At 72.4% G+C, this 25,080-nt stretch carries 22 protein-coding genes; 8 read left to right on the forward strand and 14 right to left on the reverse strand.

Annotated features, from left to right (window positions below; all coding sequences use genetic code 11):
* Nucleotides 1–2: 2 nt before the first annotated feature.
* Both recA and JAV76_RS10845 read right to left on the reverse strand, forming a co-directional pair.
* The gene (recA, locus tag JAV76_RS10840) at nt 3–1,115 is read right to left on the reverse strand and encodes a recombinase RecA (RefSeq protein ID WP_198734069.1); all 1,113 of its coding nucleotides are present in this window, start codon (nt 1,113–1,115) and stop codon (nt 3–5) included.
* Between the two features lie 228 nt (nt 1,116–1,343).
* Nucleotides 1,344–1,577, reverse strand: a complete 234-nt coding sequence (locus tag JAV76_RS10845) for a DUF3046 domain-containing protein (protein ID WP_198734070.1) — start codon at nt 1,575–1,577, stop codon at nt 1,344–1,346.
* 54 nt (nt 1,578–1,631) lie between these two features.
* Here JAV76_RS10845 and JAV76_RS10850 point away from each other — a divergent pair, with 54 nt between their 5' ends.
* Complete coding sequence (locus JAV76_RS10850; protein WP_198734071.1) at nt 1,632–6,533, forward strand: ATP-dependent helicase; 4,902 nt, start codon at nt 1,632–1,634, stop codon at nt 6,531–6,533.
* Complete coding sequence (locus JAV76_RS10855; protein ID WP_198734072.1) at nt 6,526–7,359, forward strand: DNA-formamidopyrimidine glycosylase family protein; 834 nt, start codon at nt 6,526–6,528, stop codon at nt 7,357–7,359. Before JAV76_RS10850 ends, JAV76_RS10855 begins: the two co-directional genes overlap by 8 nt.
* 36 nt (nt 7,360–7,395) lie before the next feature.
* Here the strand turns inward: JAV76_RS10855 and JAV76_RS10860 are convergent, their stop codons facing one another.
* The 6 genes from JAV76_RS10860 to dapA form a co-directional block, all read right to left on the reverse strand.
* The gene (locus tag JAV76_RS10860) at nt 7,396–7,737 is read right to left on the reverse strand and encodes a helix-turn-helix domain-containing protein (protein ID WP_198734073.1); all 342 of its coding nucleotides are present in this window, start codon (nt 7,735–7,737) and stop codon (nt 7,396–7,398) included.
* 284 nt (nt 7,738–8,021) lie between these two features.
* On the reverse strand, nt 8,022–8,483 hold the full coding sequence (locus JAV76_RS10865) for a CinA family protein (RefSeq protein ID WP_198734074.1): 462 nt from the start codon (nt 8,481–8,483) through the stop codon (nt 8,022–8,024).
* Entirely contained in the window at nt 8,480–9,076 is a 597-nt protein-coding gene (gene pgsA / locus JAV76_RS10870; protein WP_198734075.1) for a CDP-diacylglycerol--glycerol-3-phosphate 3-phosphatidyltransferase, read from the reverse strand. Before pgsA ends, JAV76_RS10865 begins: the two co-directional genes overlap by 4 nt.
* Before the next feature lie 40 nt (nt 9,077–9,116).
* Nucleotides 9,117–11,867 carry an FtsK/SpoIIIE family DNA translocase gene (locus JAV76_RS10875; protein WP_198734076.1) on the reverse strand — a complete coding sequence of 917 codons (2,751 nt, stop codon included), beginning with the start codon at nt 11,865–11,867 and terminating at the stop codon, nt 9,117–9,119.
* A gap of 115 nt (nt 11,868–11,982) precedes the next feature.
* Nucleotides 11,983–13,080 carry a hypothetical protein gene (locus JAV76_RS10880; protein ID WP_198734077.1) on the reverse strand — a complete coding sequence of 366 codons (1,098 nt, stop codon included), beginning with the start codon at nt 13,078–13,080 and terminating at the stop codon, nt 11,983–11,985.
* Between the two features lie 230 nt (nt 13,081–13,310).
* Nucleotides 13,311–14,234, reverse strand: coding sequence for a 4-hydroxy-tetrahydrodipicolinate synthase (dapA, locus tag JAV76_RS10885; protein WP_198734078.1), 924 nt, complete (start codon nt 14,232–14,234; stop codon nt 13,311–13,313).
* Between the two features lie 193 nt (nt 14,235–14,427).
* Here dapA and JAV76_RS10890 point away from each other — a divergent pair, with 193 nt between their 5' ends.
* From JAV76_RS10890 to JAV76_RS10905, 4 genes are all read left to right on the forward strand, one after another.
* Nucleotides 14,428–15,141 (forward strand): glycerophosphodiester phosphodiesterase, encoded by a 714-nt coding sequence (locus tag JAV76_RS10890; protein ID WP_198734079.1) that lies wholly within the window; start codon nt 14,428–14,430, stop codon nt 15,139–15,141.
* The gene (locus JAV76_RS10895; protein WP_198734080.1) at nt 15,138–16,133 is read left to right on the forward strand and encodes a carbohydrate ABC transporter permease; all 996 of its coding nucleotides are present in this window, start codon (nt 15,138–15,140) and stop codon (nt 16,131–16,133) included. Before JAV76_RS10890 ends, JAV76_RS10895 begins: the two co-directional genes overlap by 4 nt.
* The gene (locus JAV76_RS10900; RefSeq protein ID WP_198734081.1) at nt 16,130–16,978 is read left to right on the forward strand and encodes a carbohydrate ABC transporter permease; all 849 of its coding nucleotides are present in this window, start codon (nt 16,130–16,132) and stop codon (nt 16,976–16,978) included. Before JAV76_RS10895 ends, JAV76_RS10900 begins: the two co-directional genes overlap by 4 nt.
* 76 nt (nt 16,979–17,054) lie before the next feature.
* Nucleotides 17,055–18,446: an ABC transporter substrate-binding protein gene (locus JAV76_RS10905; protein WP_198734082.1), complete on the forward strand. Its 1,392-nt coding sequence runs from the start codon at nt 17,055–17,057 to the stop codon at nt 18,444–18,446.
* On the opposite strand, the gene JAV76_RS10910 is transcribed toward JAV76_RS10905, so the two are convergent.
* Nucleotides 18,413–18,985 (reverse strand): dihydrofolate reductase, encoded by a 573-nt coding sequence (locus tag JAV76_RS10910; protein WP_198734083.1) that lies wholly within the window; start codon nt 18,983–18,985, stop codon nt 18,413–18,415. The genes JAV76_RS10905 and JAV76_RS10910 overlap by 34 nt on opposite strands.
* Nucleotides 18,982–19,818: a thymidylate synthase gene (locus tag JAV76_RS10915; RefSeq protein WP_198734084.1), complete on the reverse strand. Its 837-nt coding sequence runs from the start codon at nt 19,816–19,818 to the stop codon at nt 18,982–18,984. The genes JAV76_RS10910 and JAV76_RS10915 overlap by 4 nt, the downstream gene beginning before the upstream one ends.
* 66 nt (nt 19,819–19,884) lie before the next feature.
* On the opposite strand from JAV76_RS10915, the gene JAV76_RS10920 reads away from it, so the two are divergent.
* Nucleotides 19,885–21,360, forward strand: a complete 1,476-nt coding sequence (locus JAV76_RS10920; RefSeq protein WP_198734085.1) for an NAD-dependent succinate-semialdehyde dehydrogenase — start codon at nt 19,885–19,887, stop codon at nt 21,358–21,360.
* A 47-nt stretch (nt 21,361–21,407) separates the two neighbouring features.
* On the forward strand, nt 21,408–21,917 hold the full coding sequence (locus tag JAV76_RS10925; RefSeq protein WP_198734086.1) for a GNAT family N-acetyltransferase: 510 nt from the start codon (nt 21,408–21,410) through the stop codon (nt 21,915–21,917).
* Here the strand turns inward: JAV76_RS10925 and JAV76_RS10930 are convergent.
* Genes JAV76_RS10930 through JAV76_RS10945 form a run of 4 tightly spaced genes read right to left on the reverse strand, consistent with a single transcriptional unit; the run spans nt 21,914 to nt 25,080 of the window.
* Nucleotides 21,914–22,372: a hypothetical protein gene (locus tag JAV76_RS10930; RefSeq protein ID WP_372403501.1), complete on the reverse strand. Its 459-nt coding sequence runs from the start codon at nt 22,370–22,372 to the stop codon at nt 21,914–21,916. The genes JAV76_RS10925 and JAV76_RS10930 overlap by 4 nt on opposite strands.
* Nucleotides 22,373–22,374: 2 nt before the next feature.
* Nucleotides 22,375–23,142 (reverse strand): 4-hydroxy-tetrahydrodipicolinate reductase, encoded by a 768-nt coding sequence (gene dapB / locus JAV76_RS10935; protein ID WP_307844164.1) that lies wholly within the window; start codon nt 23,140–23,142, stop codon nt 22,375–22,377.
* Nucleotides 23,139–23,747 carry a DUF4126 domain-containing protein gene (locus tag JAV76_RS10940; protein WP_198734087.1) on the reverse strand — a complete coding sequence of 203 codons (609 nt, stop codon included), beginning with the start codon at nt 23,745–23,747 and terminating at the stop codon, nt 23,139–23,141. The genes dapB and JAV76_RS10940 overlap by 4 nt, the downstream gene beginning before the upstream one ends.
* Before the next feature lie 7 nt (nt 23,748–23,754).
* Entirely contained in the window at nt 23,755–25,080 is a 1,326-nt protein-coding gene (locus tag JAV76_RS10945) for a M16 family metallopeptidase (protein WP_198734088.1), read from the reverse strand.

Below are 25,080 nucleotides of genomic sequence, written 5' to 3' on the forward strand. Positions count from 1 at the left end.
GGTCAGAAGTCGACCTTCTTGCCCTTGGCGGCAGCACCCGCCTTGCCTGCGGGAGCAGCTGCCGCGACGGGTGCGACCGCAGCGGTCGCGGCCGCGTCCTCGGCCGGGGCGTCGAGACGGGCACCGACACCGAGCTTCTCCTTGATGCGCTTCTCGAGCTCGTTCGCGAGGTCGGGGTTGTCGCGCAGGAAGCTGCGGGCGTTCTCCTTGCCCTGCCCCAGCTGGTCGCCGTCGTAGGTGAACCACGAGCCCGACTTCCGGACGAAACCGTGCTCGACGCCCATGTCGATGAGCCCACCCTCCCGGGAGATGCCGACGCCGTAGAGGATGTCGAACTCCGCCTGCTTGAAGGGCGGTGCCACCTTGTTCTTCACGACCTTCACGCGGGTGCGGTTCCCGACGGGCTCGGTGCCCTCCTTGAGGGTCTCGATGCGCCGGATGTCGAGCCGGACGGACGCGTAGAACTTCAGCGCCTTGCCACCAGTCGTCGTCTCGGGCGACCCGAAGAAGACGCCGATCTTCTCGCGGAGCTGGTTGATGAAGATGGCCGTGGTGCCGGACGAGCTCAGCGCTCCCGTGATCTTCCGCAGGGCCTGCGACATGAGCCGCGCCTGGAGACCGACGTGGCTGTCCCCCATCTCCCCCTCGATCTCGGCCTTGGGCACGAGCGCCGCCACGGAGTCGATGACGACCACGTCGATGGCCCCGGACCGGATGAGCATGTCCATGATCTCGAGGGCCTGCTCACCGGTGTCCGGCTGGGACACGAGGAGCGCGTCGGTGTCGACGCCGAGCTTCTTGGCGTACTCGGGGTCGAGGGCGTGCTCGGCGTCGATGAACGCCGCGATCCCCCCGGCCCGCTGGGCGTTCGCCACCGCGTGCAGGGCGACGGTCGTCTTACCGCTCGACTCCGGGCCGTAGATCTCGACGACCCTCCCCCGGGGGAACCCCCCGATGCCGAGCGCGACGTCCAGCGCGATCGAGCCGGTGGGGATGACCTCGACGGGAGCCCTCGTCTCCTCGCCCAGGCGCATGACCGAGCCCTTGCCGAAGTTGCGGTCGATCTGTGCGAGCGCCGCCTCGAGGGCCTTCTCGCGGTCTGCCGGTGCGGCCATGTCTGTCACCTCTGGTGTCGGGAGCGGACGTCCGCTCGGTCCTGCGGTCCTGCTGCATGTCTCTGGTCGGTACGCCGACGCTACGTCGACCCACCGACATCCCACGCGCCGCCTCGCACTCCTGTGGAACGGCTGCGGGAAGCGCGCCCTGTGGACGACAGTACCCGAACATCTGTTCGATCGACCGGCACCGCCACGGCGTGGCGCACGCGATGCTCCGTGCCGCCGTCAGCGTGCGGGCGGCGCCTGCCGGTGCGCGTCCGTGCCCCAGCGCTCAGGCTCCGGCACGTCCATCGCGTCGCACAGCGCGTGCCACACGACCCGCGGCTCGACCCCGTCCTCGACGGCCTGCGCGGCCGTGCGGCTCCCGAGCGCGTCGAGGACCTGGTCCGACGCGAGGGTCCTCCCGTAGGCACGGCCGAAGACCTCGTCGACGAGCTGCCAGAACTCCCTGTATCGCACCCGTCCAGGGTGCCACGCCACGCGGATGTCGGCCGCTCCGGTGAGAATGGCAGCGTGCCCCAGCCCAGCGACCCCGGCGACGCCGCCGCCCCCCTCGACCGGCTCGGTGACGCCACCCGCGCGTGGTTCACCGGAGCCTTCGACGCACCCACGCCGGCGCAGTCGGGCGCGTGGGAGGCCGTGGGCGCCGGGCGGCACGCGCTCGTCGTCGCGCCGACCGGCTCCGGGAAGACCCTCGCGGCCTTCCTCTGGGCCCTCGACCGTCTGCTCCTCCCGGACACGCCCGGCACCACCGACGGCCGTCGCTGCCGCGTGGTCTACGTCTCACCGCTCAAGGCCCTCGCGGCGGACGTCGAGCGCAACCTCCGGTCCCCCCTCGTCGGGATCCGCCAGGCGGCCGGCCGCCTCGGCCTCCCGCTCCGCGACGTCACGGTCGGCACGCGGACCGGCGACACCCCGACGTCCGAGCGGCGCCGGTTCGCCACCGCCCCGCCCGACATCCTCATCACCACCCCGGAGTCGCTGTTCCTCGTCCTGACGTCCGCCGCCCGCGCCGGCCTCACCGGCGTGGAGACCGTCATCGTCGACGAGATCCACGCGGTCGCGGGCACCAAGCGGGGCGCGCACCTGGCCGTCTCGCTCGAGCGCCTCGATGCGCTCGTGGAGCGCCCCGTCCAGCGGATCGGGCTCTCGGCGACCGTGACCCCGGTCGACGCGGTCGCGGAGTTCCTCGCGGGCGCCCGAGCGCCCCAGGACGGCGGCCGTGAGGTGACGGTGGTCCAGCCACCCTCCGCCAAGCGGATCGACGTGGACGTCGTCGTGCCCGTACCCGACCTCGGTGACCTGCGGAACGCCCACGGCGAGAGCTCGTCGGCGGCGGACGCCACGGACGTCGACCTCACCGGTCAGGGCGGGGGGCGCCAGGCGCGGCCGTCGGTCTGGCCGCACGTCGAGGAGCGCGTGGTCGACCTCGTCTCGAGCCACCGGTCCACGCTCGTCTTCACGAACTCCCGCCGTGGTGCGGAACGCCTCACGTCACGGGTCAACGAGGTCTGGGCGGAGCGGCAGGGGGACGAGGTGAGCGACCCCGGGGATCGTCGTGCCGCGGAGATCCAGGCCCAGTCGGGCGCGAGCGCCGGGGTCCCGGCGGTCCTCGCCCGCGCCCACCACGGGTCGATGAGCAGGGCCGAGCGCACCCGCACCGAGACCGAGCTCAAGGAAGGACGTCTGCCGGCGGTCGTGTCCACGTCGTCGCTCGAGCTCGGGATCGACATGGGTGCCATCGACCTCGTCGTCCAGATCGGCGCCCCACCGTCGGTGGCGAGCGGGCTGCAGCGCATCGGTCGCGCCGGCCACCAGGTGGGCGCGGTCTCGCACGGCGTCGTCTTCCCTCTGCACCGGGGTGACCTCGCCCCCTCGACGGTGATCGCCGCCCGCATGCGTACCGGCGAGATCGAGGCGCTGCGCCCGCTGCGCAACCCCCTCGACGTCCTCGCCCAGCAGATCGTCGCGATGGTGGCCGTGGACGACTGGGACCTCACGGAGCTCGCCACCGTGCTCCGTCGCTCCCAGCCCTTCACGACGCTGGGCGACGGGACGCTGCGCGCCGTCCTCGACATGCTCGCCGGCCGCTACCCCAGCGAGGACTTCGGAGAGCTGCGGGCCCGCATCGTGTGGGACCGTGTCACCGATCGCCTCTCGGCGCGCCCGGGCGCGCTGCGCCTGGCGGTCACGAGCGGTGGGACCATCCCCGACCGCGGCCTCTACGGGGTGTTCCTCTCCTCCGCCGCGGAGACGGACGCGCCCGCGCAGCGTGGCGGGCGCCGCGTGGGTGAGCTCGACGAGGAGATGGTCTACGAGTCACGGATCGGTGACACGTTCACGCTCGGGTCGAGCACCTGGCGCATCGAGGACATCACCCACGACCGGGTTCTCGTGTCCCCCGCCCCTGGCGTCCCAGGGCGTCTGCCCTTCTGGAAGGGGGATTCCCCAGGTCGCCCAGCAGAGCTCGGCCGTGCGGTCGGCGCGTGGCTGCGCGCCGCGGCCCAGGACGTCGAGGAGACCCGGCGGCGCGCGCGGCCGTCGTCGACCACCCCCGGGCCCGCGCCGACGGGGAAGGGGGCCGCACTCTGGGACGGTCTCGACCCGTGGGCCGCCGACAACCTCCGCGCGTACCTCGCCGAGCAGCTCGACTCGACGGGCGTCGTCCCCGACGACCGCACCCTCGTCGTCGAACGCTTCAGGGACGAGCTCGGGGACTGGCGGGTGGTGATCCACTCCCCCTACGGCGCGAAGGTCCACGCCCCGTGGGCGCTCGTCCTCGCCGCCCGCGTCCGGGAGCGGTTCGGCATCGACGCAGCGACCATGCACTCCGACGACGGCATCGTGCTGCGTCTCCCCGACCTCGGCGACGCGCCGGGCACGACGACGGACGGCGCCGACGGGCTGGACCTCGGCGACCTCCTCGTCGACCCGCAGTCGGTGCGTGCTGCCGTCCAGGACGAGCTCGGGGGGTCGGCGCTCTTCGGGGCCCGGTTCCGGGAGGCCGCCTCCCGCGCCCTCCTCCTGCCACGCCGCAGGCCCGATCGCCGCCAGCCGCTGTGGCAGCAGCGCCAGAGGTCCGCGCAGCTGCTGTCGGTCGCCTCCGGGTACCCGGACTTCCCCATCGTCCTCGAGGCCGTCCGGGAGTGCCTGCAGGACGACTTCGACGTCGACTCGCTGACCACCCTCATGGAGGACCTCGACGCCGGGCGCACAAGGATCGTCGAGGTCGTCACGGGGACGCCGTCGCCCTTCGCGCAGTCCCTCCTCCTCGGCTACACGGCCCAGTTCATCTACGACGGCGACGCGCCGCTCGCCGAGCGGCGCGCTGCCGCGCTCACTCTCGACCCGGAGCTCCTCGCCGAGCTGCTCGGCCAGGAGGGGGCGTCGCAGATCGCGGACCTCCTCGACCCCGACGCGGTCCTGCGCACCGAGCGCGAGCTCGCCGGGCTGACGGAGGAACGCGCGGCCCGGCACGGGGAGGACGTGTGGGAGGCGCTCCGACGCACCGGCCCCCTGACGTCCGACGAGATCCGCGAGCGCTCCCGCCCGGGAGCGGACGTGCTCGCATGGCTCACCGACCTGGAGCGGGAGCGCCGTGTCGTCCAGGTACGGCTCGCCGGTGTCCCCGACGGCCACAGGTGGGCAGCGATCGAGGACGCGGGACGGCTGCGCGACGCGCTGGGGGTCGCGCTCCCGACAGGCGTCCCCGAGACCTACACCGAGCCCGTTCCCGACCCGCTCGGCGACCTCGTGCGACGGTACGCGAGGACCCACGGACCGTTCACCGCGAACGCGGTCGCGGAGCGCTACGGACTCGGCACCGCGGTGGTGTCGGAGGTCCTGCGCCGGCTCACGGCCGCGGGCACCCTCGTCACCGGGCGCCTCCGCCCCGAGAGCCTCGGGGGGACCGGCGTCGACTTCTGCGACATCGACGTCCTGCGGACCCTCCGCCGCAGGTCGCTCGCCGCGCTGCGTGCCGAGGTCGAGCCCGTGGAGCAGGTCGCGCTCGGAGCCTTCCTCCCCCGCTGGCAGGGCGTGGGCACGCTCCGTGGCACCGGCGGCCTCTACCGGGCGGTCGAACAGCTCGCAGGGGCTCAGGTGCCCCTGTCCGCCCTCGAGTCGAGCATCCTCCCCGCACGCGTGGTCGACTACTCGCCCGCCATGCTCGACGAGCTCACGACGTCGGGCGAGGTGCTGTGGTGCGGGCACCACGTGCTGCCGGGCTCGCGCGGCGCCAAGGACGGGGTCGTGAGCCTCCACCTCTCCGAGAGCGCAGCCATGACGCTGCCCCCGTCGGGCGCCGTGCCCGACGACGCCCTGCAGGCGACGCTCCTCGAGACGCTCGAGGGCTCCGGGGGCTACTTCCTCCACCAGATCGCCGCTGCAGCGGGCGTGACGCCCGCCGTCGCGCTCGAGGGACTCTGGGGCCTCGTCTGGGCGGGCCTCGTCACCAACGACGGTCTCGGGCCGCTCAGGGTCCTCCTCGGGGGACGCTCCACCCCCCGCGGGCGCACCGGCGGACGCGCACGCTCCGTCCGTTCCATGCGCCCCCCGCGCCCAGGCCTCGGGCTGGGCGGCGTTCCCGGAGCATCGGTCGACCACGGTGGAGGACGGTGGTCCGCGCTGCCCGGCCGAGACCTCGATCCGACGCGTCGCGCGCACGCGCTCGCCGCGGGTCTCCTCGACAGGCACGGCGTCGTCACCCGGGCGCTGGGCCCCGCGGAGAACCTCGCGGGCGGGTTCGGCGACGTCTACCGGGTGCTCGCCGCTCTCGAGACAGCCGGGCACGTCCGGCGAGGCTACTTCGTCGAGCACCTCGGCGGGGCCCAGTTCGCGCTGCCCGGCGCGGTCGACGAGCTGCGGACCGTCGACTCCGAACGCCGGCGCGGAGCGAGCCCGACGAGCCTGTGCCTCGCCGCGACGGACCCGGCGAACCCGTACGGCGCGTCCGTCGGCTGGCCCGGGACGACCCCCACGGTCAGGACGGTGGGCGACACGCCGCGCGAGGCCGCAGCGAGCGAGCCCGACGCGACGCCCCGAGCAACCCATCGCCCGGGCCGGAAGGCCGGCGCGCACGTCGTGCTCGTCGACGGCGCTCTCACCCTCTACCTGGAACGTGGCGGGCGCAGCCTGTTGACCTTCACGGACGACCCGGAAGCCCTCGTGAGAGCCGCGACGACCCTCGGTGACGCCGTCCGTGACGGGCGCGTCGGCAGGACCACGGTGCAGAAGATCGACGGGCGCCCTGCCCTCGACGGAGCAGCGGGCGACGCCACCCCGGCGCCGCTCGCCGCGCTGCGCGCAGCGGGCTTCTCCGTGACGCCCTCCGGGGTGCGACCCGGCCAGACGGCCGGTGCCCGCCCGGACGGACCGCACCCGCCCCGGGCCACCACCGGGAGCCGACATGCCTGAGGGCGACACCGTCCTGCTCACCGCACGACGCCTCGACGCCGCGCTGTCCGGGAGGGCCCTCGAGCGGGCCGAGCTCCGATGGCCGCGGGTCCCCGTGGACGACCTCACCGGGACCCAGGTCCTGCGGACGTGGGCGTACGGGAAGCACATCCTCACCGAGCTGGCGGACGGCCGGACCCTCCGCACCCACCTGCGCATGGACGGCAGCTGGCGGGTGGCCCGGACCGGCACCGCCGGGGCGCGGGCAGCAGGATCGCGCGTCCGCGCGGTCCTCGCCAACACGACGTGGACCTGCGTCGGGGACCAGCTCGGGATGCTCGACCTCGTCCGGACACGCGATCTCCACACGCTCCTGGGCCACCTCGGCCCGGACATCCTCGCCGACTCGTTCCTTCCCGACCCCGGCGCCGAGGATGCCGGTGCGGGGCTCGCCGAGGCCGTCCGACGTGCGTCGTCCGACCCCGGTCGGCCGATCGGCGACGTCCTGCTCGACCAGCAGGTGGTCGCCGGAATCGGGACGCTCTTCGCGGCGGAGGGGTTGTTCGAGCTCCAGGTGTGGCCGTGGGACCCGGTCGACAGCTGCGACCTGGCGTCCCTCCTCACCGCGATCCGGCGCAACCTGGTCCGCGGGGTCGTCCGGCCCGTGGACGGACGCCGGGTGCACGTCCACGCACGACGGGGCAGGCCGTGCGTCCGATGCGGGACGCCACTGGAACGGGGCACGTCGGGCATACCACCGCGCGACCGGCCGATGTTCTACTGCCCCCGCTGCCAGGTGCCGTCCTCCGGTGCGGAACGTCAGGACGCGACGAACCCCGCACCGTGACACGGTGCGGGGTTCGCGACGAAGCTCTGGCTGCGGTCAGCCGACCGGCTGGAGGTCCTTCTCCGCGCGGCGCATGCCACGCTCCGGCCGCGCCCGTCCGAGCGCCGCGAGGTCCACCGGCACGGTGTCCGGGATGAGGAGCCCCTCGGCGACGGCCACCCGGTCGCTCACCTCTCGGAGGATGAGCGACAACGGCAGGTCCAGCGCCTCGCAGATGGAGCCCAAGAGCTCCGACGACGCCTCCTTCTGTCCGCGCTCGACCTCGCTCAGGTACCCGAGCGAGACCCGCGCCGCGGACGACACCTCGCGGAGCGTGCGCCCCTGCCGCTGTCGAGCGTCCCGAAGGACGTCTCCGATCTCTCGGCGAAGTACAACCATGTGGCGACCCCCTCTCGTGTCCTGTGTCCCGTGATCCGTCTGTGTCGTGCTCGTCCGTCGTTCACCTGCGCGTCGGTCCGGTGGTCTCACCGACCGCTGGTCCGACCCGCGACCCGACTGGACGGGGTGCGTCCTACCGTACCCTGCTTGACCTACCACTTGCCCTCCGGAACCATCGCTTGCGCCGATCTGGACCGGTTCTTCACCTTGTCGAACCGTTCGGACGCGCGATGTGCTGTCACGAAGTGTGCAACGCACGCCCGGGTGGGCTTGTTCCCGGCACCTCAGCCCGTCACCCGCAGGAGAAGGGCGAGCGCCGCCTCGACCGCCGCCGCCCGGACCTCCGGACGATCACCGTCGACGTGATGCTCCTCGACCTCGTCGCCCCCGGCCAGCGACACGGCGACGAAGAAGGTGCCGGCCGGGCACCCGCCCTGCGCTCCCGGGCCTGCGACGCCGGTGGTGGCAGCGCCGACGTCCGCGGCGAGACGCACCCGCACCCCCGCCGCCATGGACGTCGCGACCTCGGGGTCGACGGGTCCGCGGCGGTCGAGGAGGTCAGCGTCCACACCGAGCAGCCCGACCTTGAGGTCCGTCGCGTAGGCGACGACACCGCCGCGGAGGACCGCCGACGCACCGCTGACGTCCACCAGGCGTGCTGCGAGCAACCCACCGGTGAGGGACTCGGCGACGGCGAGCGTCGCACCTCGGGCGCGGAACGTCTCGATCACCCGTGCGGCGGTCACCGCTCGGTAGGCACCGTCGACGCACGTCCCGCCACCCGGACCCGCCAGCCCTGCGCGGCGTAGTCCACACCGGTCACGACGGTGACCACGAGGGCGGCACCCATGATCGCGGCAGCGAGCCAGGTGACGACGTCCGGCAGGTGGTCGAGCGGAAGGAGCATGACGGCGATCCCGACGGACTGCAGGACCGTCTTGAGCTTGCCGCCCCGGGAGGCGGGCATCACCGCGTAGCGCAGGACGAGGAAGCGCATGGCCGTGATCGCCAGCTCTCGGAAGAGGATCGTGACGGTCACCCACCACCAGAGGTCACCCAGCACCGACAGGAGCACGAGCGCCGTCCCGATGAGGACCTTGTCGGCGATCGGGTCGAGGATCTTCCCCAGGTCGGTGACGAGGTCGTTCTTGCGGGCGAGGTACCCGTCCAACCGGTCGGACGCCGCCGCGACGCCGAACACGGCGAGCGCCGCGAGCCGCCAGGTGACGCTCTCACCGTCCTCGGCGAGGAGCGCCCAGGCGAACACGGGCACGATCGCGATCCGGGCCATCGTGATGATGTTCGGGGCGTTCCAGACAGAACCCTGCGAAGAAGTCACACCTCAAGGGTATGCGCTGGGGCCCGTCGGCGAGGACGTCCTAGCGGACCGGGCCCGAGAAGCCGTCGTCGACGGTGTCCGCCGAGTCGTGATAGTCGACGGCCTCGGGCGGCATGTTCGCCGTGAGGTCCTCGTACGGTTCCTGCGGGCCCGAAGCCGTGGGACCTCCGTCGTCCGTGCCGCCGCCGTGCCCCGGCGCGCTCTCGCCGCGCAGCATGGCCAGCGTCGCCGGAAGGTCGTCCGGCTGCACCATGACGTCACGCGCCTTGGACCCCTCGGAGGGCCCGACGATCTCCCTCGACTCCAGGAGGTCCATGAGGCGGCCGGCCTTGGCGAACCCCACACGGAGCTTGCGCTGGAGCATGGACGTCGAGCCGAACTGCGTGGTCACGACGAGCTCGGCCGCCTGGAGCAGGAGGTCGAGGTCGTCGCCGATGTCCTCGTCGACCTGCTTCTTCGCGGCGGTCGGGACCACGTCGGGCCGGTACACGGGCTTGAGCTGAGCCTTGACGTGCTCGACGACGGCGTGGACCTCGCTCTCGTTGACCCACGCTCCCTGGACACGGATCGGCTTGGACGCCCCCATCGGCAGGAACAGGGCGTCACCCTGCCCGACGAGCTTCTCCGCACCCGGCTGGTCGAGGACCACGCGGGAGTCGGCGAGCGACGAGGTCGCGAACGCCAGGCGGGACGGGACGTTGGCCTTGATGAGTCCGGTGACGACGTCCACGCTGGGGCGCTGGGTGGCGAGCACCAGGTGGATGCCCGCGGCACGCGCGAGCTGCGTGATGCGTTGGATCGAGGCCTCGACGTCTCGCGGGGCCACCATCATGAGGTCCGCGAGCTCGTCGACGACCACGAGCAGGTACGGGTAGGGCGCGATCTTGCGCTCGGAGCCGGGGAGCGGCTTGACCTTGCCGGAACGGACCGCAGCATTGAAGTCGTCGATGTGCTTGAAGCCGAACATCGCGAGGTCGTCGTACCGCGCGTCCATCTCGCGGACCACCCACTCGAGGGCCTCCGCGGCCTTCTTGGGGTTGGTGATGATCGGGGTGATGAGGTGCGGGATGCCCTCGTAGATGGTGAGCTCGACCCGCTTGGGGTCGACGAGCACCATGCGCACCTCGTCGGGGGTGGCACGCATGAGGATCGAGGTGATCATCGAGTTCACGAAGCTCGACTTCCCCGCGCCGGTCGCGCCCGCGACGAGGATGTGCGGCATCTTCGCGAGGTTCGCGACGACGTACCCGCCCTCGACGTCCTTACCGACCCCCATGACCATGGGGTGCTCGCTGCGCCGCGCGACGGCCGAGCGCAGGACGTCACCGAGGACGACGGTCTCGCGGTCCGTGTTGGGGATCTCGATCCCGATGGCGGACTTCCCGGGGATGGGCGACAGGATACGCACGTCCGCGCTCGCGACCGCGTAGGAGATGTTCTTGCTCAGCGCTGTGACGCGCTCGACCTTGAGGCCGGGGCCCACCTCGACCTCGTACCGGGTGACGGTCGGTCCCCGGGTGAAGCCCGTGACCTTGGCGGCGATGCCGAACTGGTCGAAGACGCCCGTGAGCGCCTCGACCACCCGGTCGTTGGCGGCGGACCGCACCTTGTGGGGGGCTCCCTTGACGAGCACGTCCTCGTCCGGGAGGAGGTAGACGGTGTCACCGTCGAGCATCGGCTGCTCACCGCGCGGGATGGGGGACGTCGGTGGGGCGTCGAGCGTACGGGTCTTGGGCGGTGCGGGCGGCGGCGGGGCGTCCGGGACGTCCGGAAGAAGGACGGCATCTGTCGCGGCCGCCTCGGGGAGCACCTCGGTGGGCGCGTCCGGGGGTACCGGGTCGTCCACCGGTCCCGGCACTCGATCTCGCCCGGCCTCGTGGAGCTCGCGCTCGAGCTCCGCAGCACGCTCGAACGCCTCGTCCCCCGCGTACCCCTCGAGCCGAGCGGCTTCCTCGGCACGCTCGGCGCGCGTCTTGCGGCCGTTCTTCACGCGACGCTTGCTCGGCGGGGCGTCCGTGCCGTCGTGGCGCAGCACCCCCTCGGCGAGGTCGAGGTCCTCGTCGGTCGGCTCCTGGGCGTCGCGGACGGTCGGTTCGTGGCCGGTCAGCCGCGAGTACACGGCGCCGAGCCGCTCCGGGATCGCATTGACCGGGGTCCGCGTGACCACGAGAACCCCGAAGAACCCGAGCAGGACGAGGAGCGGCACCGCCACCCACACGCTCAGGCCGAGGGCCAACGGGTTGCCGACGAGGTACCCGACGATCCCTCCGGCATCACGCAGTCCCTCGTAGCCCTCCGAGGGACTCGGCCGTCCATCGGCGATATGGGCGATGCCGCAGACAGCGACCGTGATCGCCCCGAGCCCGATCGTGACCCGGGAGTTCGCCTGGGTCCGCTCCGGGTGGCGCATGAGGCGCACGGCGAGCCAGAGGAGGACGAGCGGGAGCGCGAGCGCCATCACGCCGAAGGTGCCTGCCGCGACCACGTGGATCGCCTCGCCCGCCGAGCCCTCGACGCCCCACCACTCGCGTGCCGCGACGACGAACGCGAGCCCGAGGAGCAAGAAGGCCACGCCGTCCCGACGGTGCGCCGGGTCGAGCTCCCGAGCGTCGTGCCCGATCCGCCGGGCCGTGCCTCCCACGAGGTGCGCCCCTCCCATCCACAGTCCGCGCAGCAGGCGGACGATCCATGGCGACCGCGGTGCCGGGGGCGCCTTCTTCGTCGTGCGGGAGGCCTGCGCGCCACGGCCCGCGGTGCGGGAACGGGTGGTGGAGGACGCACGCGTAGCCATGAGGCCAATCTAGCCGGTCGGGCAGACGTCCCCCCGGACGCTGGTCGCGTGTCCTCGTCGTCCGGTCAGCAGTGGCGGGGCACCCTCGGGGTGTCCCGCCACTGACTCACCGGTGTCACTCGGTCGCGAAGTAGCCCTCGTCGCCGGAGAGCTCCTGCACGCGCCACACGCCACCGGCAGTCTGCTCGCTGGGCACCTTGACGCACACGTTGCCCGTGTCCTCGGCGTCGGTGTAGAGCTCGCCGTAGGTGTCGAGGCCGTCGGGCAGGCTGCTGAACATGCACGAGTCCGAGTAGGTCTTGCCGTCTCCACCGACGTAGACCCAGTCGAGCATGAAGAGCGACTCGCTGCCGCTCCCCGTGTACGTGACCGTGGTGGGTGCCATGACGTACGCGGTCCCGTCCTCCGGGGTGTAGTAGTCACGGTCCCAGTCCTCGAGAGCCTTGGAGATCTCGCCCCAGGCGTCGAGGTTGGAGGCGCTCATCGAGACGGTCCAGTTCTCGTACGACGCGGTCTCGCCGGGGGCGAGCGGTGCGTTGCGCGTCCCGTTGCCCGACGCGGACCCCGTGGGCTCCTCGGTGGGGTCCTCCTCGGTCGGCTCCTCCGTGGGCTCGTCCGTCGGGTCGTCCTCGGTGGGCTCCTCGGTGGGCTCCTCCGTGGGCTCGGTGGTGCTGGTCTCCTTGTCCTCGGGCTCGTCCCCGCCGCCGATGACACCCGTGGCGAAGAGGATGCCGAAGATCGCGAGGAGGGCGACGACGCCGATGATGACGGGCACCAGCCAGCTCTTGCTGCTCGAGCCGCCGGGCGCACCCGGCTGCTGCCACTGCTGCTGCGGGGCGAAGCCCGGTCCGCCGGGGCCCTGACCGAAGGCGGGGGCCTGTCCGGGCACCGGGGCCGTCGGCCCACCTGGCACGCCCGCCGGCGCGGGGAAGACCGCGGTCTTGGAGGGGTCGCCCGGGGCGACCCCGCCCTGCCCGGAGATCACCTGGATCGGGGCGTCTCCTCCCGGACCCGCGAAGCGCGCCACGTCGGGCCCTGCCGGAGCAGGCGGCGTCGCAGCGCCGGCGTCACCGGGCGGCACGGAGTCGTCGATCCACAGCTGCCACCCGGCCGGGGGCGCGGGCCACGACGGGTCAGGGTTCCATCCCGGCGGAGGCGTCCACCCCTCGGGCGCGGGCGGCCATCCGGGCGGTGGGTTGAAACGTGCAGCCATGACGGTTCCTTCTCCTCGGCCAGACCGACGCGCGAGCCCCCAGCGTCGTCGGGATCCTGGTGCTTCCTGGGTATCTTCTCGGCGTCTCCCAGCCGATCCGCGCTCAGGCTACACGGACGTCCACAGCATGCACACGCTCTCACCACGGTTCCGGATGGGCAGAGGTACCCATCACCATGGATAATGCGCGGCGTTCTTCACCCGGGGCCCCGTACGGTGCCCCTCACGGGTCACGCCGGACGACGTGACCCGTCGAGGAGGCCTGCAGCGACGAGCGTCGCCCGGAGAGCCGCCACCTCGTCCGCCGTGGCCGGGACCTGGGGCAGTCGCAGACGCCCTGAGGGGATCAGCCCGAGCTCCACGAGGGCAGCCTTGACCATGACCACACCGAACCCGTTGCCCATGACCGCGTCGATCACGGGAACCAGGTCGGAGAACAGGGCTGCCGCGCGTGCGTGGTCACCGGTGCGGAAGGCGGCCGCGACAGCGGCGAGCTCGCGGCCCACGACGTGCCCGACGACGCTCACGAGGCCCACCGCACCGTGGGCGAGGAACGCGAGGTAGAGGGCGTCGTCCCCCGAGTACCAGGCGAGGTCGGTCCGCCGCATGCTGCGGACGGCCGAGTACACGTCCCCCGTCGCGTCCTTGACGGCGACGATCCTCTCGTGGGCGGACAGGCGGACGTACGTCGACGGCTCGAGCCGCACCCCGGAGCGGCCGGGGATGTCGTAGAGCATCACCGGGAGGTCGGTCGAGTCCGCCACGGCCGTCGTGTGCCGGACGATGCCCTCCTGCGACGGTCGCGAGTAGTACGGGTTGACCACGAGGAGCCCGTGCGCGCCGGCCTCCGCCGCCTGCTGCGCCATGCGGATCGAGTGGTCCGTGTCGTTGGACCCGGCGCCGGCGACGACCACGGCCCTGTCCCCCACCGCGTCGACGACCGCACGCACGAGGTCCGCCTTCTCCGGAGCGTGGGTGGTCGGCGACTCCCCCGTCGTGCCGTTGAGGACGATCCCGTCGTGGCCGGAGTCGACGAGATGCTCCGCGAGGGCGACGGCGGCGCCGAGGTCGACGGAGCCGTCCTCGGCGAACGGCGTGACCATCGCCGTGAGGAGCGTTCCGAACGGGGGCGTCTGTGCGGGAGAAGGCACCATGGGCCCAAACTACCGCGCGGTGACGAACAGGTGTGTCACCCGTCGGCAGCGCGACGAACGTCCGACGTGACGGCGAACGCTCGGTGAACACTCCCGGGCATCACGGCGAAACCCTGCGTGACCTGCGGACACGCGTGCCACGATCTCAGCCGTGAACCCCCGGACAAACCTTCGACCATCCCTGGAGAGTGCCGTGACCGACAGTCACGTCCGCCCTGCGAGGCCTCTCGCCGTCTCGCACCGTGGAGACCACCCCACCCACAGGGAGAACACCCTCCTCGCTCTCGACGCCGCGATGACCGCCGGTGCGGACGCCATCGAGGTGGACGTGCAGCTCACCGCGGACGGCGTCCCCGTGCTCGTCCACGACGACACGTTCGAGCGCCTGTGGGGCGACCCCCGTCCCGTCGCGGCCACCACCTGGGACCAGGTCCGCACCCTCGGCGAGGGTGAGGTGCGGGTCCCGAGGCTCGCCGAGGCGCTCGACCTCTCGGTCGAGCGTGGCGTCCCCCTCGTCCTCGACCAGAAGCACGCGACGACGAGCATGGCCGCCCTGCGCACCGTCCAGGAGACCGGTGCCACCGAGACCGCGTTCTGCGGGTCCCTCGAGGGGCTCGTCGCCGTCCGCACCGCGTCCGCCGGGACCACCCTCTTCCTCAACGACACCAATCTCCAGCTGCCCGACGTGCGCACCCTCGCGCTCGTCCGGCCCCAGTACTACAACCCGTACTGGCGGTTCCTGGCGCCGGCGACCGTGGACGCCATGCACACCTTCGGCATCAGGGTGTGCTGCTGGACCCCGTCCGACCCCGAGGACCTCGCCCTGGTGCTGGACATGGGCGTCGACGCCGTCATGACGGACCGGCTCGACACCCTCGTGGCCCAGCTCGACGCCCGCACGTCATGACCCTCGCACCGGTCACGGCACGAGCGACGACGACCGGGGCGGGGCCGGATGGCGCACCCCCTGCAGGCACGACGGACGGTGCGACGAAACCCCGCCCCGCCGCCCGTCGCCCGTGGCGCCGCCACCGCCGCGAGTACCTCGTCTTCCTCGCGTTCGCGCTGCCCAACCTCGCGCTCATCGCCGTCTTCACGTACCGCCCGCTGGTCCTCAACCTCTACTACTCGACGCTCCAGTGGAACCTCGGGTCCCGGACCGCCACCGTGGTGGGCCTCGACAACTACGTCCGGTGGTTCACGGACCCCCGGAGCCTGGAGGTCCTCCGCGTCACGGCCGTCTTCACGGTCGCCACCGTCGGTGCGACGCTCCTCCTGGGCCTCCTCCTCGCGACAGTCCTGGACAGACGCCTGCACGGACGCACCGTCGCCCGGTCCGTGATCTTCGCCCCCTACGTGCTCTCCGGCGTCGGCGTCGGCATGGTGTGGCTGTTCATCTTCGACCCGACGTACGGCGCCCTCGCCGCACTCCTGCGCACCTGGGGCGCGTCGAGCCCTCAGTGGTACCTCGACAGGGACTGGGCCCTCGTGATGGTGATCGTCGTCTACGTGTGGAAGAACCTCGGGTACGCCGCGGTGATCTACCTCGCCGCGCTCCAGTCCGTCCCCCGTGACGTCCTGGACGCCGCGTCCCTCGACGGCGCCGGACCCCTGCGGCGCTTCTGGCGGATCACCGTGCCGCTGCTCTCGCCCACCACGTTCTTCCTCCTCGTCACGACGGTGCTGTCCTCGCTGCAGTCCTTCGACCTCATCCACGTCATGACCGCAGGCGGGCCGCTCGACGGCACGACGACGCTCATGTACCAGGTGTACGTCGAGGCGTTCGTCACCGGTCGCGCCGGGTACTCGTCGGCGATCTCCATGATCCTGTTCGCCGTGCTGCTCGTCATGACACTCGGCCAGCTGCGGTTCCTCGAGAAGAAGGTCCACTACGCATGACCGGCCAGCGCACGTCGTCCCGCCCCGTCACGACGGTCCTCGGCGGCTACCTCCCGATGCTCGGCGCCACCGCCGTGATCGTCCTGCCCCTCGCCTGGATGCTCCTCGCCACCTTCAAGAACTCGGGCGAGATCGTCTCCCTGCCCATCCAGTGGCTCCCCACGAGCCTGTCCCCCGACAACTACGTCACCGCGTCCGAGAAGGCACCGTTCGGCCGGTTCTTCGTCAACTCCGTGGTCGTGACCGCCGTCGGGGCGAGCATCAAGCTCGTGCTCGCCGTCCTCACCGCCTACGCGCTGGTGTTCGTGCGGTTCCCCGCGAAGAAGGCCATCTTCGCCCTGGTGCTCGTGGCCCTCATGGTGCCGCCCCACATGAGCCTCGTGCCCAACTACACGCTCGTCGCGGGCATGGGCGGGCGCAACACCCTCTGGGGGATCGTCCTGCCGGGCCTCGGGACGGCGTTCGGGACCTTCCTCCTGCGCCAGCAGTTCCTCACCCTCCCCGCGTCGATCGTCGAGGCGGCGGAGATCGACGGGGCCAGCCACTGGCGACGTCTCGTGTCCGTCGTCGCCCCGGTGAGCGCGCCCACCATCGCGACTGTCGCGCTCATCTCGATCGTCAACGAGTGGAACGAGTATCTCTGGCCGCTCATCATCACCGACGACCCTCGCCTGATGACCCTCCCCGTGGGCCTGACGCTGCTCCAGAACATCGAGCCGGGCGCCACGTCGTGGGGTGTGCTCATGGCGGGCGCCGCGTTCGTCATCCTGCCCGTCCTCGTGGTCTTCGCCGCCCTCCAGCGCTACATCGTCGCTGGGCTCACCCAGGGCGCCGTCACCGGTTGACGGCTCGCCACTCCCGACCTTCCCCTCCCGTACCTCTTCACCGGCGCACCGCGCGCCACGACAGACAGGACCGACCATGTCCACACCTCGCCACCCCCGGACGGCACGCACCTCGAGCGGCCTCCACGTCCCGGCCCTCGACCGACGTTCCTTCCTCGGTCTCTCCGCGGCAGGCCTCGGTGCGCTCGCCCTCAGCGCGTGCTCCGGGCCGTCCACCGCCCAGGGCACCGGGCCCAGCAGCGCGTCGGCGCTCGACTTCTCCGGCGTGAAGCCCGCCGGGAAGATCACCATGTGGTCCAACCACCCCGGTGGCTCGCAGGACGTCGAGAAGTCGATGGTCGAGGCGTTCAACGCGAGCCAGTCCGACATCGAGGTGTCGCTGGTCACCGCTGGAGCCAACTACGAGGAGGTCGCGCAGCGCTTCCAGACCGCCCTCGCGGGCGGCGGGCTTCCCGGGCTCGTCATCCTCTCCGACGTGTGGTGGTTCCGGTACTTCATCAACGACTCGATCATCCCGCTCGACTCGATCCTCGAGACCGTCGAGATGGACACCGACGACTTCCGTCCGAGCTTCTTCGCCGACTACCAGTACGACGACGCCCAGTGGGCCGTCCCCTACGCCCGGTCGACGCCCGTCTTCTACTACAACAAGGAGCACTGGGCCGCCGCGGGCCTCCCCGACCGCGCACCCGAGACGTGGGAGGAGTTCGGCGAGTGGGCGCCCGACCTCGCCGCCGCGGGCACCGGCACCCAGAAGGTCTTCCACTACCCCGACATGGCCGGCTACGCCGGCTGGACCTTCCAGAACAACGCCTGGGGCCACGGTGGCTCCTACTCCGACGGGTGGGTCATCACCATCGACGAGAAGCCCGTCGTCGACGCGCTCGAGTGGATGCGCAAGGGAGTGAACGTCGACGGCTGGGCCGGCGTCACGAGCAACGACCAGGCGACGGACCTCTCCTCGGGCGCCATCAGCGCCACCGTGAGCTCCACCGGGTCCCTCGTCGGGATCCTCGAGTCGGCATCGTTCGACGTGGGTGTCGGGTTCCTCCCCGGCGGCCCCGCCGCGTCCTCGCCGGTCTGCCCGTCGGGTGGCGCCGGTCTCGGCATCCCCAAGGACATCACCCCGGAGGAGCAGGTCGCCGCGGCGACCTTCCTCAAGTTCCTCACCTCGCCCGAGAATGCCGTGGCGTTCTCCGCCGCGACCGGGTACATCCCCACGCGCCAGTCGGCGGACGTCTCCGAGCTCGTCACGGCCGCGCCGCAGATCCAGACGGCGATCGACCAGGTCGAGGTCGTTCGCGTCCAGGACTACGCACGCGCCTTCCTCCCGGGCGGGGACAAGGCCGTCGCCGACGGCGTGGGCCGCGTCCTCACCCAGGACGAGGACCCCCAGGCCGTCCTCACCGACGTCCGCAAGCGCCTCGAGGACATCTACGCCTCGGACGTGGAGCCGCTGCTCGCCTGACCCGGCGTGTACCGGTTCGTCGCCCGGTAGGCGGCGAACCGGTATCTCAGCCCCGTGGTGGAGCCGTGCCACCCGGAGGACGGCTCGACCGCGACCTGCGACCACGCCTCCCCGATCCGAGGAGCGAAGGTGTCCGCCCCCGCGTCCAGGTCGACGGTCGTCACCACGAGGACGTCCGCCACCGCGAGCGCGGCGGCGTACACCTGGGCGCCCCCGATGACCCAGGTCCCCGGGTCGTCGGGGCCCGGGAGCGCGTCCGCGAGCGAGCCGACGACCCGTGCGCCGGGCGCGTCGTACCCGTGGTCGCGCGAGAGGACGGTGTTCGGGCGGCCCGGGAGCGGACGGAACCGCTCGGGGAGCGACTCCCACGTCGACCTGCCCATGACCACGGGTGCCGCGCCGGTGGTGCGACGGAAGTGTGCGAGGTCCTCCGGGAGGTGCCACGGCAGCCCCCCGTCGAGCCCGATGCCCCCGTGGCGGTCCTGCGCCCACACGAGGCCGGTCTCCCCGGGACCGAGGAGGCCCTCGGGGAACGTCATACGGCCACCGGCGCCGCGATGGCCGGGTGGTGCTCGTACCCGACCACCTGGACGTCGTCGAAGTCGTAGTCCCCGAGCGACGCGGCAGGACGCAGCTCCAGGCTCGGGAAGGGGAACGGCTCGCGCTCCAGCTGCAGGAGGACCTGCTCACGGTGGTTGTCGTAGATGTGGCAGTCGCCGCCCGTCCACACGAGGTCACCCACCTCGAGGCCGGCCTGCTGGGCGAGCATGTGCGTGAGCAGGGCGTAGCTGGCGATGTTGAACGGCACGCCGAGGAAGAGGTCGGCCGACCGCTGGTAGACCTGCAGCGAGAGGCGACCGTCGGCGACGTACAGCTGGAAGAACGCGTGGCACGGCATGAGGGCCATCGCGTCCAGCTCGGCGACGTTCCAGGCGGAGACGAGCATGCGCCGCGAGTCCGGGTCCGAGCGGAGGGTTGACAGGACCTGCTCGAGCTGGTCCACGTGGCGTCCGTCCGGGGTGGGCCACGAGCGCCACTGGACCCCGTAGACCGGGCCGAGCTCGCCGTCCTCGTCGGCCCACTCGTTCCAGATCCGCACCCCGTGGTCCTGCAACCACCGGACGTTGGACTCGCCGCGCAGGAACCACAGGAGCTCCCCGACGACCGACCGCAGGTGCACGCGCTTGGTGGTCACCAGCGGGAAACCCTCGGTGAGGTCGAAGCGCATCTGGTGGCCGAAGACGCTCCGCGTCCCCGTCCCGGTCCGGTCCGACTTCGGGGTGCCGTGCGCGAGGACGTGGCGCAGGAGGTCCTCGTACGCGGTCGACGGGCTGACGGACGCCCCGGGGACGTCTGGAGGCGTGGAGGTCATACCCGCGATCGTACGACGACCGGCCGTCGTGCTGCGCGCACCCGGCCCGCTCGGCACACTGGACGGATGGACTTCTCGTCGGTCATCAGCCCCACGCTCGCAGCCCATGCGCCCACGGGGGTCCTCGTCGACGGACGGTGGTCACCGGCCGCGGGCTCGTCGACCTTCGAGGTCACGAACCCCGCCACCGAGGACGTGCTCCTCGACGTCGCGGACGGGTCGCCCGAAGACGGGGCGCGGGCCCTCGACGCCGCGGCCGCCGCCGCTGCGCCCTGGCGTCGCACTCCCCCGCGCACCCGGGCGGACGTCCTGCACGCCGTGTTCCGCCGCATCGTCACGCACACCGACGACCTCGCCGCCCTCATCACCGCCGAGGGCGGCAAACCTCTGGCCGAGGCGCGGGCCGAGGTCGCGTACGGGGCCGAGTTCGTGCGCTGGTACGCCGAGCAGGCGGTCCGCCACGACGGGTCGGTCCGGGCCGCGCCAGCCGGTGGCGGCACGCAGATCGTCCAGCGTCGCCCCGTGGGGCCGTCGCTGCTCATCACGCCCTGGAACTTCCCCCTGGCGATGGCGACACGCAAGATCGCGCCGGCTCTCGCGGCCGGGTGCACCGTCGTCGTCAAGCCCTCGAGCCTCGCACCACTGACGACGCTGTACGTCGCCGAGATGTTCCGCGCCGAGCTCGAGGCCCGGGGGCTGCCCGCGGGCACCGTGAACGTCGTGCCGACCAGCGCGTCCGCGCGGCTGACCGCCCCGCTCCTCGCGGATCCTCGGCTGCGCAAGCTCTCGTTCACGGGCTCGACCGGCGTGGGACAGAGCCTGCTGCGCGACGCCGCGGCGGGCGTCCTGCGCACCTCCATGGAGCTCGGGGGGAACGCGCCGTTCCTCGTGTTCGAGGACGCGGACCTCGACGACGCCGTGCAGGGCGCGATGGCCGCGAAGATGCGCAACGCCGGCCAGACGTGCGTCGCCGCCAACCGGTTCCTCGTCCATTCCTCCGTCGCGGACGACTTCACCGACCGCCTCGTGGTCGCGTTCGAGCAGCAGGTCGTCGGTGACGGCGCGGAGGCCGGCGTCACCGTGGGACCTCTCATCGACGCCGGGGCGGTGGATTCCGTCGAGGGCGTCGTCGCGGACGCCGTGGACCGCGGCGCCCAGGTGCGGACCGGCGGTTCCTGGCCACGCGGTCGAGGCCACTTCTACCCACCGACCGTGCTCGCCGGCGTCCCTCGCGACGCCCTGGCCGTCACCGACGAGACGTTCGGCCCTGTCGCCCCCGTGGTGACGTTCGACGACGACGAGGACGCGCTCGCCCTCGCCAACGGGACGGAGCACGGCCTGGTCGCCTACGCGTACACACGCGACGTCGGCCGTGCGCTCGTCCTCTCCCGGGAGATCGAGGCGGGGATGATCGGGATCAACCGAGGGATCGTGTCGGACGCCAGCGCACCCTTCGGCGGGGTGAAGCACTCAGGGATCGGCCGCGAGGGCGGGGAGGCGGGCCTCGAGGAGTACCTGGAGACCGTGTACGTGGCGCTCTGAGGCGCTTGTCCGCCCTGAGCCCGCGACCGGCCGGTAGGGTCGGGCGCATGGCCCTCTTCACCGAGTCCGCAGACGTGTCCGTCCGTCCGGCGACCCCCGGGGACGAGCAGGCGATGACCGACGTCCAGCTCGCCGCGTGGGGCACCGCGCACCGCGACGTGCTCGGCGACGACGTCCTCGCCGCCCTCGACGTCGACAGGATCCGCGACCAGTGGGCGTCTGCCATCACCTCGCCGCCCGGACCGGGGTTCGCGGTGCTCGTCGCGTGCGAGCGCGCCGACGTCGTGGGCTTCGCCGCAGTCTCCCCGGGGCAGCTCGTGGCGCTCGAGGTCCGCCCGTCCGCGCAGCGCTCCGGGCACGGCTCGCGGCTGCTCTCGGCCGCGGTCGACCGGTTGCGCTCGGACGGTGCCGACGAGGTCGCCGCCTGGGTCCTCGACGGCGACGCGGCTCGCGAGAGGTTCCTGGCGGGATCGGGCATGGGACCGGACGGCCGGACGCGGACGCTCGCGACCGGCGTGCGTGACGTCGTCGAGAGCCGCTGGTCGGCGAGCCTCTAGCCCTCTGTGCGACCGGCCGCCCGGTAGAGACGAGCCGCGTCGCGCAGCGCGGCTCGGGCACGCCGCCTGTCGCGTGCCGCGTCGTACGCGAACGCCAGGTGGTAACGCGCCGCCCAGCTGTCCGGGGCATCCTCGACAGCGGTCCTCGCGGAGACGAACGCGGAGTCGGCGGCCTCGCGGTCGATCCGCCCCCCTGGAGACCGTGGCAGGTCGTCGACCGGGAGCTCGCCCCGCCCCGCGAGGTCGTCAGCCATCCGTTGCACCGTCAGGCCCAGCTGCCACTCGCGGGCGATGAGGCCGACCGCGAGGGCCGGCACCAGGAGGACGGCCAGGCCGATGAGGACGGCCACCGGCTCGCCCGTCCCCACGAGAGCGAACGACCGGGTGCCGATCTGCCAGACGTAGAGGGCGAGGAGCGCGGTGAGCGCGACGGCCCCGACCAGTCCCTTGCGCACGGTCAGCCGAGCTCGAGGACGTTCTCGAGCCCCACAGTGAGGCCCGGCCGCCGGACGACCTCACGGATCCCCAGGAGGACCCCCGGCATGAACGAGGCGCGGTCGAAGGAGTCCTGGCGGATGACGAGCTGCTCGCCCGGGTTGCCGAGCAGGATCTCCTCGTGGGCGACGAGCCCGCGCAGACGGACCGCGTGGACGCGCACACCGTCCACGTCCGCGCCTCGCGCGTCCCAGCCCGCCTCGGTCGCGTCGGGCGCGGCCCCCAGACCTGCCTCGGCGCGGGCGGCCGCGATGGCGGCCGCCGTGTGCCGCGCGGTGCCGCTGGGTGCGTCGACCTTCTCCGGGTGGTGGAGCTCGATGACCTCGACGGACTCGAAGTAGCGTGCGGCCTGCGCCGCGAAGCGCATGGCGAGGACGGCGCTCAGCCCGAAGTTCGGCGCGAGGAGCACCCCGACGTCCCCTCCGGCCCGGCCGAGGTGCTCGCGCACACTCGTGCGGCTCTCGTCCGTCCAGCCGGTCGTCCCGACGACGGCGTGGATCCCGGCGTCGACGAGAGCATGGACGTTGGCCTCGGTGGCGCCCGGCACGGTGAAGTCGACCGCGACGTCGACGGCGTCCGACGTCAACGAGGCGACGTCGTCACCGGCGTCGAGTCGGGCGACGAGCTCGAGGTCCGGGGCGGCGTCCACCGCCTCGCAGACCGTGCGGCCCATGCGTCCGTGCGCGCCGAGCACCGCGACCCTGATGTGGTGTGCTGCCGTTCCGTTCACGGCACCGAGCCTAGCCCGTCGCTCGTCCGCCGCGGCTCGGAGCGACGCACGACGAGACGGACGAGGACGACGGCCACGGCCGCGAGGAGGAGCACCGCGACGACCGGCGCCAGGACGGCGAGCGACGCGAGGGCGACGGACGTCCCGTCCTCGATCGCGCTGACGACCGGTCCTCCCACGCCGAGGGTCACGAAGGTGACGACCGGTCGGACCGATGACTTGAGGAGGTGCACGACCAGCGCGACCACCACCCCGGACAGCACGGGGATCCACTGCTGGGTGGTGAGGAGGTCGCTCGTCTCGTCGACAGCGAACGTCGTCGACGACGACCCGGCTCCGAAGACGACGCCCCCGGCGCCCGGGCGGACGAGCGTCTGCAGGACGTCGTTCACCGAGTCGACGGCAGGGATCTTGTCGGCGACCACCTCGACGAGGAGGAGCGCACCGAGGCCGGTGAGCAACCAGCCGTCGGTGAGCCACTCCCACCCGCCCGGGAGCACCACGAGGGTGGTGTACCGCGCGAGCAGACCCACGAGGAGCATGGGCACGAAGGCGTTGAGCCCCGCCGCTCCCGCGAGCCCGATGCCGGTGAGGGCACCCAGCACAGGATCCTCAGTCCCCGAGAGGCCCGACGCGCACGACCGACCGCGGGCGGGCCGCGAGGTCCTTGGCGAGGGTCTGCACGTCGTCCCGCGTGACGGCCCGGATACGCTCGAGGGACTCGGCAAGGCTGAGGAGCTCCCCGTTCACGAGGTCGGCCTTCCCGAGCCGGCTCATGCGTGAACCGGTGTCCTCGAGACCGAGGACGAGCCCGCCGGAGAGCTGCCCGACGCTGCGGACCAGCTCGGTCTCGGTGATCCCGCCGTCGGCCAGCCGGTCGAGCTCGGCACCGAGGAGGTCGGTCACCTCGTCGATGCGCGCGGGCGTGCACCCGGCGTAGAGACCGAAAGTCCCGGTACCGCCGTGGCTGGAGGCGAAGGAGTACGTCGAGTAGGCGAGCCCGCGGCGTTCACGGATCTCCTGGAAGAGCCTCGACGACATCCCGCCGCCCAGCGCTGCGCTGAGGACGGACATGACGAAGCGTCGGTCGTCCGTCGCGGCGAGCCCCGTCGAACCGATGATGACGTTGGCCTGCTCGACGCTCCGGCGCACCGTGAGCTCCGTGCCGGTCTCGCCGACACCGACGGCGTCGCTCACGTCCCGGCGCTGGCGCGGTGTGGCACGGGCCCCGAGCGACCACCCACCGTCGGTGAGCGCCTGCTCGACCTGCGCGCAGAGGGCGTCGTGGTCGACTCCCCCGGCGGCCGAGATGACGAGCGTCTCCGGCCGGTAGTGCCACTGGTAGTGCTCCCACACGGCGTCGCGCGGCACGGCCCGGATGGTGTCGGGCGTCCCACCGATGGGCCGCCCCAGGGGGTGACCGGCGAGCACAGCGGCGGCGAACTGCTCGTGCGCGACGTCGGACGGGTCGTCGTCGTTCATGGCGAGCTCTTCGAGGATGACGCCGCGCTCGGTCTCGAGCTCTTCGGCGTCGATGCGTGCCGACGTCACCATGTCAGTGATGACGTCGACGGCCATCGTCAGGTCCGTGTCGAGCACCCGTGCGTAGTAGCAGGTGTGCTCCTTCCCGGTCCCGGCGTTGGCCTCTCCCCCGACGGCGTCGAAGGCCTCGGCGATGTCCATGGCGCTGCGTCGAGCCGTCCCCTTGAACAGGAGGTGCTCGAGGAAGTGCGTCGACCCGTAGTGACCGCTGGTCTCGTCACGTGACCCGACACCCACCCAGGCGCCGACCGTCGCGGACCGCTGTCCTGGCATGTGCTCGGTGAGCACCCGTACCCCGCCGGGCAGGACGGAGCGACGGATGGTCGCCCCGTCCTGCCCGGCGGTGAGCTCGTTCTCCGGCGAACCGGCCGGAGCGAGCGGAAGGTCCCAGGGCAC

Origin of the sequence: Sanguibacter suaedae, from assembly GCF_016342785.1 — a bacterium.
GTDB lineage: Bacteria > Actinomycetota > Actinomycetes > Actinomycetales > Cellulomonadaceae > Sanguibacter > Sanguibacter suaedae.